Origin of the sequence: Fischerella major NIES-592, from assembly GCF_001904645.1 — a bacterium.
Lineage (GTDB): Bacteria > Cyanobacteriota > Cyanobacteriia > Cyanobacteriales > Nostocaceae > Fischerella > Fischerella thermalis.
On the sequence record NZ_MRCA01000001.1, the window covers coordinates 283,701 to 298,233 of the forward strand.

Consider the following 14,533-nt stretch of genomic DNA (forward strand, 5'->3'; position numbering starts at 1 on the left):
TAGGTTATTTAACTATTGCTTCACTTGAATTTAACCAGGGATTGATAAATTTCACCTCAAAAGAGTGAAATCACAAGGATTCAGAGCAAGTGTCTTTCTCACGACGTAGGTTTCTATCTCTGGCTGGTGTAACCGCTGCTGGTGTGACTCCCCTAGAAGCTTTCTATGCCAGAGTTTCCCATGGTCAAGCCAGAAATGGTATCGGTCATGGTGCTATAAAACCCAAGCTACCTGTGAACTACAGAGAGTTAACCAGTACCGTCATCAGTGATCTCAGTCGAATTCCGCAAACTGTTCTCTGTTCCCTTTTGAACATTTGGGCGATCGCATACTTGGCTACTTGTTAAAAATATCAAAACTCGCCTCAGTCGATGTTTGTTTTTAGCCCTCAGTATGATCATTAACCAGCTCTGGCAAAATTTACTACTGAGCAAGGCGATGCAGTGCAATCAAAAGATGTAACTGATACCAGTATGAACATCTGGGTGCGTAACAATAAGGAAGAGTCGGAATAATTATTGTCACTTCTGACGAATAAGGCTCTACCTTGCTCAAAAGCCTCTACCTCGTTACTGAGAGAACTGATCGGTTCTCTCAGTTTTTCTATCCCCCTAAAATATGGCTTGCGTCTGCAATAGTGCTCCTAAATCCAGACTGCCTAGGCGTTCATATGCATTATCTATTACACGCTTACCCCGGAGAAAACCCGTATTTGCTCCGGGGCAAATGTATTGAAGTGTTTCTGGAGTAAAGCGTTCTAAAAGCATTTTGATGCTCTTTATTTGCCTATGCCAGTGAAAAGTCTTAGCTGTTCGCAATGGAACTGGATCACCTTGCTGGTTGGGTAGTAAGTGGCGTCCAGAAAACAGTACACCCCCAGACTTACTATAATAAAGGCAAGATGAGCCGGGAGAATGCCCACACGTCCAAATCACTTTTGTGATGGAATCAAGGACAAATTCCTGACTAAAAGTAGTTACAGTAAGCTCAGGCAAGAGATATGCTTCTTGTTCTTGAATTAAAACTTTACAATTGAAGGCTTGCTGATATTCTACTGTCTTACCAATAGCCCCTCTGTGGGTGAGAAATAACCAACTTATACCACCATGCGATCGCATAAAATCTTGGTAAGTTTGGTCAAAGGCAGGACAGTCAATCAGGATATTGCCTTCATTTCCGACAATAAAATAAGCTGTTCCCCCTAGTGTGTCCCGATTTGGCGGAAATGCAAAAATAGTATCTAGGACTTCCTGTGGTGGCTTGGCTGTATGATTTGATTCTTGAGACAAGGGACACATGAGAAAAACAATTTCCTTGAGGAGTCTTGACAAACCCGGTTTAAGTATAAAACTTCTCACCAATCAAAAAGTGGGATAGTGTCTATCTTGTGGCAATAATAGTGGTGCGGTTGACCACAAGTTTGGACTGACATTTAAAAATAAACAAAAATCACATGACAGTTTGGTTTCTGATTCTATTGGGACTAATTACTTATCTAATGGTGCAACGTAGTGTTGCTCGCCTCACCCAGACACCTGTCTGGTTACTGTGGTTGGTATTAATGACTCCAGCACTGTTGTGGACAGGATGGACAGTAATGCATGGAGAAAAACAACCACTACCGCGATCGCTAATGATTTGGCCATTAGTCATTTGTCCTATTTTATACTGGGTGCTATTTCAATGGGGACGCCAACCGCAACAAGACAAACCAACTGAAGCTCAAGCGCCACAAACAGAACCCACAACACTCCCCAGTCCAGAACCAACTCCGGTGCGTCCTATTCAGCCGAACGAAGAACAAAAACTGCGAGATTGTTTTCCTTGGTCTGTATATTACATCCAGAATATAGAATATAGACCTCAGGCTGTAATTTGCCGAGGGCAATTAAGAAGCAAACCAAACGAAGCATACCAAAAGATTAAAGAAAATATAGAAACAAAATTTGCAGGTAAATTTTTAGTGTTCTTTCAAGAAGGTGTAAATGGCAAACCCTTCTTTGTACTTGTTCCTAATACTCTAACTACCCAGCGTAATACACCGAGAAAAAAAGAACAATTAAAACAATTTGGTTGGGCATTGTTGCTATTGTTAGCCACTTTGGTAACAACTACCAAGGTTGGAGTAGAAATTGCTGGTATTGAATTGACAATCCGCCAATTTCAATCTAACCCAAGCCTGATTTTGCAAGGATTACCCTACGCCCTAGCTTTGATGTTTATTTTGGGTGTCCACGAACTCGGTCACTATTTAATGGCGACGAGACGCTACAAAATTCGCTCAACTCCGCCTTACTTTATTCCCATGCCATTTTTCTTGGGAACTTTTGGTGCATTTATTAAGATGCGTAGTCCTGTACCGAACCGTAAAGCTTTATTTGATGTGAGTATTGCCGGACCTTTAGCAGGTTTTGTGGTAACATTGCCTTTATTGATTTGGGGCTTAGCTCACTCTGAGGTTGTGAGTTTACCAGAAGAAAAAACAGGACTATTAAATCCTGATGCACTCAATCCCAAATATTCTATTTTGTTAGCACTGCTCTCCAAGCTGGCTTTGGGTAGTCAATTAACACCACAATCGGCTATTGACTTGCATCCAGTTGCAGTAGCTGCTTGTTTAGGACTAATCGTAACTGCATTGAATTTGATGCCGGTGGGACAGTTAGATGGGGGTCATATTGTCCATGCAATGTTTGGGCAAAGAAACGCTATCTTAATTGGTCAAGTTGCGCGTCTACTGTTGCTGTTGTTGTCTTTAGTTCAACCAGGATTTTTCTTGTGGGCGCTGATATTGTTGTTCATACCCTTAATGGATGAACCTGCTTTAAATGATGTCACGGAACTGGACAACCAACGTGATGTTTGGGGATTGTTTGCAATGGCTTTGTTGGTGATGATCATCCTACCATTACCACAGGCGATCGCTAGTTTGTTGCAGATCTAAATTTGCAGATCAATCAGACTTCTACCCTGCTGTTCATAAATCAACGTGAATTCGATCAATATTCTCAAACTAGAATCCCACGGAATTGCCCACAACCAGGGCATGAAAAATCTAACGAACACCGATGTAGACGCCCTTTACGCAGGGTACACTAATGGACACCGATGGATTATGGGTTTGCTGTTAAGTTATAATCCTTGATTCTTATTCAAACTAGACAATTGACCCACCCCAAAGCCCGCGATTAAACTGCTTCAATCAGTTATCAGTTATTGATCACGGTTAACTGATAACTGATCAGTGTAAAAGTGGGTTTTGGCTATTTAGACCGCACTTTAGTCGCGGGCTACATAGTAGCACAACTAACTTGATGCTGAATTCGCCGCCTCAGAAGCTTTAGCTGGTGCAGCACCACCCATGCGAATTTCAGAAGTGAACGAAGCCATACTAAAGCCACCAAAGCGCTTCAGGACGCCGACTCGCATCCGTAAATTGGGGCTAGCAAACCAGAGGCGCTCTTCCGACCACATTGTTTCATATTCTGTAATTAAGGTCAATGCGTCATCATCACCAATCTTATAGCTGCCAGCAACAGGCATTTTCTCAGCGTAGCCCATTTCCCGCAATAATTTGCCTTCGTTGGGGTTATCTGCATTCGGTACTGGAACTAATACCGTAGAACCTTTGTGATCTTGTTCATCCCATTCCATCGTGCCATTCCAAGTCACTCTCGCACCACAGGAAGCACGTTTAGGGTCAATTTCATACTGTTCACACAGCTTGATCACCTCTGGATGATCTGCTGCCAGCATTTCTATAAAGATATCTGATTTACCAGACTCGGATTGCTTGAAAGCTAAGTGATGACTAGTACGATGGGAAAACCATTTACCAGCACTTAACTCAAAAAATTCTTCAATACTCATGAATCAAATTACCTTGTGTCAAATTCTTGATGATCCCACTTATTACAAGGTAGCAGGAAGAGGAGATGGGGAGATGGGCAACGAAGAAGAATGAAAAAAGAAATGCTTTGTGTGTCTCCCTTTCTATGTGTTCTCAGACTTGATAGCCTGTTTGCTCTAATCTCTTAAGAGAAATTCTGGCAGCTTCGGCCACGTTTTCGTGACTGTCTTTTTCTAGGTACTTCAAAGCGGAGACACTTTTAGGAGTGGCAAGCTGGCCAAGAGTTTCGGCTAAACGCTGTCGCACCAACCAATCATCTGATTGAGCAAAACGTAAAACGCGATCTACTGCATCGATATCTTTAATTTCTCCGAGTGCTGCGATCGCTGCTTGTTGTAGTACCACTTCTTCACTGTCGAGGGCTTTGTACAGGATTTCACGGGCACGAGTGTCTTTTAAATTACCTAATGAGACAGCCGCGCTAAAGCGGACTAACCAATCAGTATCTTCATAAAATGCTCTTGACAGAGGTTCAAAGGCTCTGCAATCACCCAAGTATCCTAGCGCACCAGCAGCATCAGCACGGATGCCATAGTCTGGATCAGTTTCTAGAATTTTGACCAAAATAGAGTAGCACTCCGAAGTTTGTTTAATCCCCAAGGCAAATATTGCCATTGATCGCAATTGTAGGGACTCATCATCCAACACTTTTTTAATTAAAGGTACAGCCTCTTCTGCTGGTATGTCTCTCAACGAGGCAAGAGCAACCATGCGATCGCGTAGATTCGGACTGTCTAACTGAGCGGAAATTTCCTCTAAGCTTGGAACTGCCATTTGGTTTAATTGGCTTTTTCTACTTAATATATATATTAAGTATTATTGCGTCTTTTCATATACATTCACCCTCTTTAGGTTGATTGTTAGTAGTTAGTCAATAGTCATTTGTCATGAGTTACTCTCCCCACACTCCTCACACCCCTCACACCCCACCCTTGCGGGAAGCCTATGAGCGCACGGCAGATGACGCCACGTGCTTTATGCCGGGAAACCCGTCCACCGCACTGCCTCGTCTACACACCCCTCACACCCCTCACACCCCATCTCCCCTATTCCCGATCCCCCGTCTCTCCCTTCTTTCCTGGAGTTTGAGTAAAATTTCAGCGTGCATTTCGCGGGTAATTGGGTAAAAATACGCCAAAACTAAACCACAAATTAAAGCTGCTGCTGGTAAGGGGCCAATCGAAACACGAATCACTTCTAAAACAGAGTCTGGTTGAGTTGGTACAGGTATTTCTGGTGTGGGTTTAATATATCCAGCTGCACCCAGTCTTTGCAAAACTAAATTCACAGCCAAACCCAAACAAATTTTTTGCAAAAATACCATGAAACTATAGAAAATACCTTCCCGACGCTGTCCTGTTTTTAATTCATCTAATTCAATCACGTCTGGTAGCATTGACCAAGGAATTAAATAAGCTGTTGATACCCCAAAACCAGCTAAAACTGCTAAACAGTACATCAACACAACCTGATCTGGCTTGACGAAAAACAGTCCAGCTTGAGCGATAATCCACAAAGTCATACCCATGTAGTACACAGCTTGTTTGCCAACACGCTTACTAATGGCACTCCAGACAAACAACATACTCATTGCGGTTCCTTGTACAGCTAGTAGTACTGAACTAATGTGCCATTGGGGAAGACGCATCCAACTAATGACAAAATAAGGAATAATACCAGCTGTGAGTTGGACTGCTAACCAGGAACAAAGATATATCCCGACTACAAACAAAAAAGGGCGATTACTAAAAGCAATTTTAAGTTGTTGCCCAATGGGAATGGAGACAGTTTCTTCTGTTTCTGGGTGCAAGTTTGCTACAGCTTGAGCGCGTTTTTTCGTTCCCCAAACACACCAATATATTGGTAGAACAGAAATAATCGCACAAATCACTCCTATTAATAAAAACTGTAAGCTGCGGTTATTAGGAACTACTAAAGAAATAACTAATCCAATAATTAAAGCAAGAATGCTGCCACCAATCGAAAAAGCAAAACGAAAACTATTGAGGCTGGTACGTTCGTCATAGTCTTGGGTTAGTTCAGCAGTGAGAGCCGTGTATGGTAAATTAACAACTGTGTAGAAAGCATTAAACAATATCGAAATCGCAGTGTAATACCAAAATAAACCCCACTGATTCACATTTTCGTTATTACTAAAGTGAGGTACAATCCACTGCAAAAAAAAGAAAACGCCGAAGGGAATTGCCCCCCAAATCATCCAAGGATAGCGTCTCCCCTGACTGCTTTGAGTGCGATCGCTCAATACCCCCACCATTGGATCATTGACTGCATCCCAAACTTTACCGACGAGTTGAGTTTGTCCAGCTAATTGGGGATTCAAACCAGCGACATCTGTCAGGAAAGGTGACAAATAAGAGATCCCTATCATGGCAGTAATTGCCGTACCCAAATCTCCAGCACCAAAAGCTAGCTTAGTACTCAAGTCTAGTTTTTCATTCTCAGCACTGTGCTGGAAATTACCATCAGGGGGAGAATCGCTCATATTACACTTCGCTCATACTAAGATAAAAAGTTTGATTTGCCATTTCATTAATAGCTACAAATAACTTTGCCTACTATGCCAGACCTTTACATTTCTTGGTCAGATTATCACCGCAAAATTGAACAATTGGCTGCTCAAATCTATCAATCAGGTTGGGAGTTCAATCAAATTATTTGCCTTGCTAGAGGCGGACTACGGGTGGGTGATATTCTCTCCCGTATTTATAACCAGCCCTTGGCAATTTTAGCAACATCATCTTACAGTGGCCCAGGCAAGCAAGAAAGGGGATATTTAACCTTTTCTCGCCATTTGACAATGACTACAGAAAAGTTAGGTTCGCGCATTCTCTTAGTTGATGACTTAGTGGATTCTGGGGTGACTCTGAAAGAGACTATACCTTGGCTAAAGACGCATTCTGATACTCCAATAGAGGAAATTCGCACTGCGGTAATTTGGTATAAAGCTTGTTCAGTAATAAAACCTGATTATTACGTTGATTATTTATCTGATAATCCTTGGATTCATCAACCATTTGAACACTATGAATTTATGAATCCGGCGGAATTATTGGAAGTGGTTAGTAGTTAGTGGTTGGTGGTTAGTGGTTAGTGATAATCAGAAGTGCGGATAGGAAATATTTCAACATCCTCTCGCCACCAAGCTGTACACTTTCACCTAATGCGATCGCTCCTCATGCTACTCGAATAAATGCTCTCCACTAAGTACATTTAATCAATGTCAATCATAGAATGTCACAGAAAATTAGTTTCTATTGTTAATTTTGGCTAGTGTCGCTACCCTACAGAAAATAGCCACAACCACAGAGGTAGAGTAAATAATAATACTATTGATCCTACGGCTAAGGCAGTAACTGCTAGATCGCGATCAAGATTGAAGGTTTCAGCAAGCACTAATGTGGCAAAGGCTGGAGGCATAGCCATTTGTAGGACTATAACCAAGGCTGCTTGGCCTGTTAAACCAAAAAATGGTAAAGTAAAGCCCAAAATCAGCGGAACTAATAACATTTTTATTCCCAAGCTGATTCCTGCTTGTGGTAAGCTATGCCAGGAATTGAGCTTACTTAATCGCATTCCGATTAATAACAGCGACAATGCCACAGTAGTCCAAGCAAATTTACCTAGGTAAAATTCAACTGGGGTAGGAATTACTACTTGCCGTAATATTAAACCGAAACCAAAACTCCACAAAGCAGGATTAATAATTATTGCCTTAGTAACATGTTTAATATCATGGACACTGCTACTAAAACGTGCTGCTAAGGCTACGCCTAAGCCATAAGCGCCTAGCGTGGTACCAAGCAAATCGTAAAATAGCGCCCAAGCAAAATATTGAGTGCCAACTATGGCCAAGGTAACAGGATAACCCAAATAACCAGTGTTACCTACCATTGCTGCTAGGAGAAAACTACCCTGAGTTGGTTGCTGAAGATTGTTTTTTGTAAAAAGGGCTTGCCATTTTATCCCCATCCAGGCTAGTAATGCCCCAAGGAAAATGGCTAAGTAGGCGATCGCAGGTGCAATCCAAATTTGCCCTGACAAGTCTGTTTGATATAAAAAAGCTACAATGCTCAACGGTACTCCTACCCAAAAGAGGAAATGACCTAAGCGGGTGGGAACAGTAGCAGGTAGTTTGCGTCCCAAGAAAAACCCTAGCAAAACTAAACCCACCAATTTGACATATAGTTCTAAGAGGTTTGTCAAAACGAAACTCGAAATTAAATATCTAAAATGATACCTATTGCCTTTATTCCTCTCCAGTCTACAATCTGTTATGAATACTCAACAAAAGCAGGAGTTAACCCTTGAAGAACGCTGAGTTTTCTGGAAAACCGCGAAACTCATCGCCTGTGTCTGGTGAAGATATTCCAGCAGCTTTACGCGATTCTCCTGATGTCGCACCCAAGAGGCGTCTATCTCTCTTGGTTTTGGGAATTGGGGGAGTGCTTGTTTGTGGGCTGCTGGCTGTGATTAGTGGTTTTTTGTTCGCCTGGACTGCACCGAAAAAAAATTTAGTTTCTCAGCCTTCTCCAACTAATTCAACTCCTGCGAATTCACAAAACAACAATACCGACCAAGTTCTGGGACATCTGGCATACACAGAAGCGCCAGAATCAGAACTAGCACCAATTTCGGCAGATGGACGGCAAAGACTGCGAAAAGTAGCAGCCCAAAAATATCAGGAGATGGTGGCAGCAGCGCGGAGTGCTGGTGTTATTTTGACACCTATTTCTGGCTTTCGTTCAGTTAAAGAGCAAGAACAATTATTCTTTGGTGTAGGCGCTCAACGCAATCAAACTCCAGCCCAGAGAGCAGCTTTGAGCGCTCCTCCTGGTCATAGCGAACATCATACAGGTTACGCCGTGGATATTGGGGATGGAACAGCACCAGCGACTAACTTGAATGAGAATTTTGAAAATACCAAAGCTTTTCAATGGCTACAAACAAATGCTGCTCGTTTTGGCTTTGAGATGTCCTTTCCCAAAGATAATTCCCAAGGCGTGAGTTATGAACCTTGGCATTGGCGTTTTGTAGGCGATCGCGACAGCTTGGAAACTTTCTATAGAGCCAAAAATGTTAAGCCGACTCAAGTGCCGCAATGAGAGAATAGGGGGAGGTGGGGTAGTGTTATTCAACTGATAACTGTTAAATATGTCGTCCCATAATTACTAAATCCCGTTCCACACCATCCAATTCTGCAACTTTGGGTAGGTATCCCCAATTTTGAAAGCCAAATTTGTTAAACAATTGTAAGCTTGGATGGTTATGAGCAAAAATAAAACCTAATAAATTCTTAATGCCCAAGTTGGGACTTTGGTTAATCGCTTGAGATAGTAACTGTTTTCCTAAACCGTGGCGATGATACTTAGGAGCTATGTAAATACTAACCTCAGCAGTAGCATGATATGCTGGTCGTCCGTAAAAAGATTGTAAACTCAACCATCCAGCCACTACGCCCTCGACCTCAATTACCCAAAGTGGATTTTTTGAGGGCGATCGCGCACTAAACCAAGTACGACGGCTTTCCACAGATACTGGTTCTAAATCAGCAGTTGCCATGCGTCCAGAAACTGCGGCATTATAAATTGCTACAACTTTTGGCAAGTCAGCTTCAGTCGCATGGCGGATAATCATTTACTGTTTCAAGAAAAGTTTAGAAAATATCTAAAAAATCATACAGTGTATTGGTCACAGACAAGTAAGGCAAAAGTCAGCAAATTTTGTTTTCCTTTTCTGTAATTACCGATTACCCATTCTCCGCAATGGGGCGACTTTCCTCTCCACAACCAAAAATCCAGATGAGTTGTATGGGGAATTTTTTAAGGTTGTGGTTGTTCAGATCCCCGACTTTTTCAAAAAGTCGGGGATCTATGACCTCTCATAATTTCTTTGGTGGACTAGTAGTTCACCACACAAACTTTGACAGGTAAACCAATTTTTAGACTCATCTTCTTTTCCTCTTCCTTCGCGTTCTTCGTGTCTTCGCGGTTCATTTCTTTAGCCATCAAAATTAATGTGGCAAACCACTAGTAGTACAAGGAGCGATTGCTCCTTGTGGCTAAAGCTGTTAGATTCCTTTTCAAGGAGCTGGTCAAAGCTCTGAAAATTAACTAGAGTGAATACGATTATCATTTAAAAAAGGGTATCTGGGATATGGTCACTAGTGTGACAACAGACGTAGTTCCAGTAACAGTTATTACAGGTTATTTAGGAGCAGGAAAAACAACTCTGCTCAATCGTATTCTCACCCATGAACATGGCAAGAAAGTGGCTGTGATTGTTAATGAATTTGGGGAAGTCGGTATTGATAATCAATTAGTTATCGATACAGATGAAGAAATCTTTGAGATGAACAACGGCTGTATCTGCTGTACAGTACGGGGCGATTTGATTCGCATCATCAGTAATTTAATGAAACGCCGTCATAAATTTGACCATTTAGTCATTGAAACCACTGGGTTAGCTGATCCCGCACCAGTCATTCAGACATTTTTTGTCGATGAAGATATGCGCCAACAATTAGAACTGGATGCAGTGGTAACGGTGGTAGATGCTAAGCACATTTGGCAGCATTGGGAAGCTGACGAAGCACAAGAACAGATTGCCTTTGCGGACGTTATCTTGTTGAATAAAACTGATTTAGTGACGTCAGATGTGTTAGATGAATTAGAAAGGCGAATTCGCGGGATGAATGCGATGGCAAAAATTTACCGTACCCGCAATTCCGAAGTAGGAATGGATGCACTTTTAGGTGTGAAAGCCTTTGATTTGGATCGGGCTTTGGAAATTGACCCAGAATTTTTGGGAGAAGATGCCCACGAACACGATGAAACCGTTTATTCTGTGGCTTTAGTTGCCGAAGGCGCACTTGATGGAGAGAAACTCAACAACTGGCTAGGCAAGTTACTGCAAACCCAAGGGCCCGATATCTTTCGTATGAAGGGTATTTTAAATATCGCCGGAGAGGACGATCGCTTTGTCTTTCAAGGTGTGCATATGATCTTTGAAGGCAAACCCGACCGCCCGTGGAAAGAAGGCGAAACCCGTAAAAATGAACTGGTATTTATCGGTCGTAACCTAGATGAAGCCAAATTAAAACAAAATTTTCTCGCCTGCTTAGTTTAAAGCGGATCGGGAATTGGGCATAGGGCATAAATATTTATTCTCCCCATTCCCCCATTCCCCCATTGCCCCCCAACCCCACAAAGTGGGGACCCCTAGCCCCCCATCCCCCCCATCATTATGAAACCCTCAACTCTCAATTCCAAAAAATTTGACCAGTACTTTTCTGGAACCCTTTCAGATTACGTGAGAGCGATCGCTTGGTCGCCGCAAGGTACAATGCTTGCTGCTGCTTCTGCTGCTGGGGAAGTAGCATTATGGCAAAATGACAATTTCACAACCTTGCAAACTAGCAATGATCAATCTGTTGATTGCCTGGCTTTTTCCCATGATGGGCAATTCTTAGCCGTGGGTGGTCAAGATGGTCTAGTCAAGATTTGGCAAGGAACAGAATTAATTGCTACTTTAGAAAATGCTCCGGCTTGGGTTGATCAACTAACTTGGAGTCCCAACTCTCACCAACTAGCTTTTAGCTTAGGGCGGCGCGTGCAAGTCTGGAATGCTGATACTCGTGAGATTGTTGTGATTCTCAATTTTGAATCTTCATCAGCATTGGGTATTGATTGGCGTAGTGATGGCAAATACCTGGCCATTGGTGGTCATCAGGGTATTAAGGTGTGGAATTGCCAAGACTGGAACCAGCAACCATATATTTTGGATATACCTTCTGTCAGTATTGCAATGGCATGGTCACCTGATGGCAATTATCTGGCTTCCGGCAATATGGATCGCACCATAACTGTAGTTGAAAGTCAGTTACTAATCTCTGGTAATGACCCCCAGCCTTGGGTGATGCGTGGCTTTCCGGGTAAGATTCGCGAAATCACCTGGTCAGATATTGGCAATCAAAATGGTGTACCGATTTTGGCTTGCTGTAGCGTTGACGGTATCGTTGTTTGGGAAAAGTCGCAGGATGAGTCTTTAGGTTGGGAAGCAACTGTATTAACCAATCATGTAAATGTAATTAATGCGATCGCCTTTGCACCTCATAGTTTGCTACTGGCTTCCGCAGGTGCTGATGGCTGGGTTTGTCTATGGAAAGATGCCAAGCAAATATCGCAAATTCTCACAGGCGCATCAGATGGCTTTTCGTGCCTAGCTTGGCATCCCCAAGGTAAGCTACTAGCTGCTGGTGGTAAAGAGGGTGAATTATTTATTTGGGTACAAACATCACATGGTCAAGGTTTTGGATAAGGCTAACAGCTAAAAGGAACAATTATTACTCATGACGAGTCAGTAAGGATTGGCTATGCTATAGTCCTATAGGGTTTGTTGTCAATTATGAACATAATCAAACTAATTTTACTTGCTTGTCCTGTAGTCCTTACTTCTATGCTGTTGGTAGCAAATCCGGCGGCTGCATCTTATCTCAAGTCTATAGCTGCTGTCACACAACAGGTAACTTTCGTATCTGCACAACCTGTTCACCCATGGATTGCACCAAACTTATCTAGTGATTCTCAAGCGATTATTGATCAACTTGGTTGTAGTTGTGCTAATTGTGTGCAAGCCAAACTTCAGATGGAAGGCAAACTATCACTTTCTGATTTGCTTTGACCGAAAATATATCTTGGTTCAAACGAGAACATTGTGGATTCACTCTTCAAAACAAGCGATCGCAACACTCTTGAGATCCCCGACTTTTCCAAAAAGTCAGGGATTTAGTTCACACTCTTAAACCACTCGACAATTCCATCAGCTACAGCCTTTGCTAATTTCTTTTGTTCTTTTTCATCCATCACCCACTCAAATTCATCGGGGTTACTCATAAAACCTAACTCTAATAATATTGATGGTGCACTCGCTGGACGCGTCAGCGCTAAGTTATCCCAAAACACACCGTAGGAAGGCCGTTTTCTGGTTTTAACTAAATAATTCTGCATGAATATTGCTAAGTCGTGCGCTTGGGGATGATACCAAAAAGTTGCTATCCCTTTGGTGTTTTCGGCGTCGCCATCGTCGGGGAGGGAGTTGTAATGGATGGAAATAGAGATTGCTGGTTCTTCCCTATCTATGATTGCTTGGCGTTCAGGAAGCGACACTTCTTTGTCATCTTCCCGCGTCATCACCACTGTTGCGCCTCGCTTCACCAATTCATCCCGCACTAATTTTGATACTGTTAAATTCACATCTTTTTCTGAGTAGCCATTTGGTCCTCTTGCACCAGGTTCTTTGCCACCGTGTCCTGGATCTAGTAATATCTTGATGCCTGATAAAGGCTTTTGTTTGCTGTTACGAATGGGAGAGTGACGTAAACTTAATATCAAGCTTGTACCTTCGTATCTCAGCTTGTATCCCCACTGTTGACTTTTTTTGAGGTTGAAGGTGTATTGTAACTGTTCTGGCTTCACTTGCTGCCAATCTAAGCGAGAAATTAAAGGATTATCGTCCAAGCGAATAATATCAGTTTGAGCGGTGGTATTGTGGAGAGTGAGAGTAAAAGTTTTATCTCCTTGTTGTACGCTGACAGGGACGGGAACTTGCAGAGGAAAAACCATCTCTGTCATGTTAGGTTGTGGACGATAACCAACACTACGAATGATTGAGTGGGGAGGAACAGCCCCTGGTATAGTAGTGGTTTCCTTACTATTGATCCAACCGCCATAGTCCAAGCGCAACCATTCTCCTTCCCTAGCTGTGACTGCTGCACGTGTACTTTTAGGTAGGGGCGTCAGTCGAGAATAATCTGTACTCGGACCAGTACGAGCAACACCAGCATCGGCTGTGACTTCCACAACTGGCAATTTTGCGGGTGATAGGATAGTGATTTTTCCTGTTCCTTCCTGATTTATCGTTTTGCCATTTAGCGTCAGTTGAAACTGAGGTTTACCTAAATCTACTTCGTTGGTGTTGTCTGCAACGGGTAAATCATTTTCCTGTACTGTAGTACATCCCTCGTATTTACTAGCACTATGGTTAACAAAAGGTTGATTTCGTCCTGTCAGTGCTGCCAAATTGCTTGGTAGTTGTGCTTGTTGGGGTTGGGGCGAGAGGGAAATTGTTTGATTACCCAATTTTACAGAGACACTGGCGTTGGGAGTGGCGATCGCACTAAAACAAATCAATTCCCCTGGAAGTCTAGCAATGTCCACTGCTGGAGTCAAAGAATCTTTGGCAAAGGCTAAACCCTGTGGTATTTCCGGTTGGGTAGCAAGCCTTGTTACCTGAATCTGAATTGCTTGTTTTTGGTAGCTGATTTTAAAAGTATTTTCTCCCACCTGTAAAGGTAAACTAGGGGCAAAATGGCCAGACTGACTGCGCCTGATTGCTTTACCATTGATTAAAACCTGTCCGGAAGCGGGGGCTGTACCAAGGAAGAAAATGCGATCAGCACTAGTTTGGTGATTTGGGGGAGGATAAACTACCCGCAAATAGGGATATGGCTGTTGTGCTGAAACAAATACAGAGGAGGCGACTATAAAGCCTAATATTAAAAATCCTAAAAGTGATTTCACGCCAAAATACATTAAGATTCACAAC

The 14,533-nt window shown here is 42.6% G+C and carries 14 protein-coding genes; 7 read left to right on the forward strand and 7 right to left on the reverse strand.

Annotated features, from left to right (window positions below):
• The first annotated feature begins 89 nt into the window (after positions 1 to 89).
• Positions 90 to 347, forward strand: a complete 258-nt coding sequence (locus tag NIES592_RS01240; RefSeq protein ID WP_009455345.1) for a hypothetical protein — start codon at positions 90 to 92, stop codon at positions 345 to 347.
• A 264-nt stretch (positions 348 to 611) separates the two neighbouring features.
• Here NIES592_RS01240 and NIES592_RS01245 read toward each other — a convergent pair whose 3' ends face one another.
• On the reverse strand, positions 612 to 1,298 hold the full coding sequence (locus NIES592_RS01245) for an MBL fold metallo-hydrolase (RefSeq protein WP_073554694.1): 687 nt from the start codon (positions 1,296 to 1,298) through the stop codon (positions 612 to 614).
• Positions 1,299 to 1,453: 155 nt separating this feature from the next.
• Here NIES592_RS01245 and NIES592_RS01250 point away from each other — a divergent pair, with 155 nt between their 5' ends.
• Positions 1,454 to 2,944 carry a site-2 protease family protein gene (locus NIES592_RS01250; RefSeq protein ID WP_062249342.1) on the forward strand — a complete coding sequence of 497 codons (1,491 nt, stop codon included), beginning with the start codon at positions 1,454 to 1,456 and terminating at the stop codon, positions 2,942 to 2,944.
• 362 nt (positions 2,945 to 3,306) lie between these two features.
• Here the strand turns inward: NIES592_RS01250 and NIES592_RS01255 are convergent, their stop codons facing one another.
• The 3 genes from NIES592_RS01255 to NIES592_RS01265 all read right to left on the reverse strand — a co-directional run bounded on the left by NIES592_RS01255 (position 3,307) and on the right by NIES592_RS01265 (position 6,413).
• The gene (locus NIES592_RS01255) at positions 3,307 to 3,870 is read right to left on the reverse strand and encodes a phycobiliprotein lyase (protein ID WP_062249341.1); all 564 of its coding nucleotides are present in this window, start codon (positions 3,868 to 3,870) and stop codon (positions 3,307 to 3,309) included.
• A 133-nt stretch (positions 3,871 to 4,003) separates the two neighbouring features.
• On the reverse strand, positions 4,004 to 4,684 hold the full coding sequence (locus NIES592_RS01260) for a HEAT repeat domain-containing protein (RefSeq protein WP_062249338.1): 681 nt from the start codon (positions 4,682 to 4,684) through the stop codon (positions 4,004 to 4,006).
• Between the two features lie 256 nt (positions 4,685 to 4,940).
• Positions 4,941 to 6,413 (reverse strand): MFS transporter, encoded by a 1,473-nt coding sequence (locus tag NIES592_RS01265; protein ID WP_062249336.1) that lies wholly within the window; start codon positions 6,411 to 6,413, stop codon positions 4,941 to 4,943.
• Between the two features lie 75 nt (positions 6,414 to 6,488).
• Here NIES592_RS01265 and NIES592_RS01270 point away from each other — a divergent pair, with 75 nt between their 5' ends.
• Positions 6,489 to 7,001: a phosphoribosyltransferase gene (locus tag NIES592_RS01270; RefSeq protein WP_009455352.1), complete on the forward strand. Its 513-nt coding sequence runs from the start codon at positions 6,489 to 6,491 to the stop codon at positions 6,999 to 7,001.
• A 206-nt stretch (positions 7,002 to 7,207) separates the two neighbouring features.
• On the opposite strand, the gene NIES592_RS01275 is transcribed toward NIES592_RS01270, so the two are convergent.
• Positions 7,208 to 8,134 carry an AEC family transporter gene (locus NIES592_RS01275; protein ID WP_062249335.1) on the reverse strand — a complete coding sequence of 309 codons (927 nt, stop codon included), beginning with the start codon at positions 8,132 to 8,134 and terminating at the stop codon, positions 7,208 to 7,210.
• A 101-nt stretch (positions 8,135 to 8,235) separates the two neighbouring features.
• Here NIES592_RS01275 and NIES592_RS01280 point away from each other — a divergent pair, with 101 nt between their 5' ends.
• Positions 8,236 to 9,033 (forward strand): M15 family metallopeptidase, encoded by a 798-nt coding sequence (locus NIES592_RS01280; RefSeq protein ID WP_073554695.1) that lies wholly within the window; start codon positions 8,236 to 8,238, stop codon positions 9,031 to 9,033.
• A gap of 43 nt (positions 9,034 to 9,076) precedes the next feature.
• Here NIES592_RS01280 and NIES592_RS01285 read toward each other — a convergent pair whose 3' ends face one another.
• Positions 9,077 to 9,565 carry a GNAT family N-acetyltransferase gene (locus NIES592_RS01285; RefSeq protein WP_062249331.1) on the reverse strand — a complete coding sequence of 163 codons (489 nt, stop codon included), beginning with the start codon at positions 9,563 to 9,565 and terminating at the stop codon, positions 9,077 to 9,079.
• A gap of 519 nt (positions 9,566 to 10,084) precedes the next feature.
• Here NIES592_RS01285 and NIES592_RS01290 point away from each other — a divergent pair.
• The 3 genes from NIES592_RS01290 (at position 10,085) to NIES592_RS01300 (ending at position 12,610) form a co-directional block, all read left to right on the forward strand.
• Positions 10,085 to 11,056, forward strand: coding sequence for a CobW family GTP-binding protein (locus tag NIES592_RS01290; protein WP_062249329.1), 972 nt, complete (start codon positions 10,085 to 10,087; stop codon positions 11,054 to 11,056).
• Positions 11,057 to 11,173: 117 nt separating this feature from the next.
• Positions 11,174 to 12,247, forward strand: coding sequence for a WD40 repeat domain-containing protein (locus tag NIES592_RS01295; protein ID WP_073554696.1), 1,074 nt, complete (start codon positions 11,174 to 11,176; stop codon positions 12,245 to 12,247).
• A gap of 87 nt (positions 12,248 to 12,334) precedes the next feature.
• Positions 12,335 to 12,610: a hypothetical protein gene (locus NIES592_RS01300; RefSeq protein WP_073554697.1), complete on the forward strand. Its 276-nt coding sequence runs from the start codon at positions 12,335 to 12,337 to the stop codon at positions 12,608 to 12,610.
• A 104-nt stretch (positions 12,611 to 12,714) separates the two neighbouring features.
• Here NIES592_RS01300 and NIES592_RS01305 read toward each other — a convergent pair whose 3' ends face one another.
• Complete coding sequence (locus NIES592_RS01305) at positions 12,715 to 14,520, reverse strand: N-acetylmuramoyl-L-alanine amidase (RefSeq protein ID WP_073554698.1); 1,806 nt, start codon at positions 14,518 to 14,520, stop codon at positions 12,715 to 12,717.
• Positions 14,521 to 14,533 lie beyond the last annotated feature (13 nt).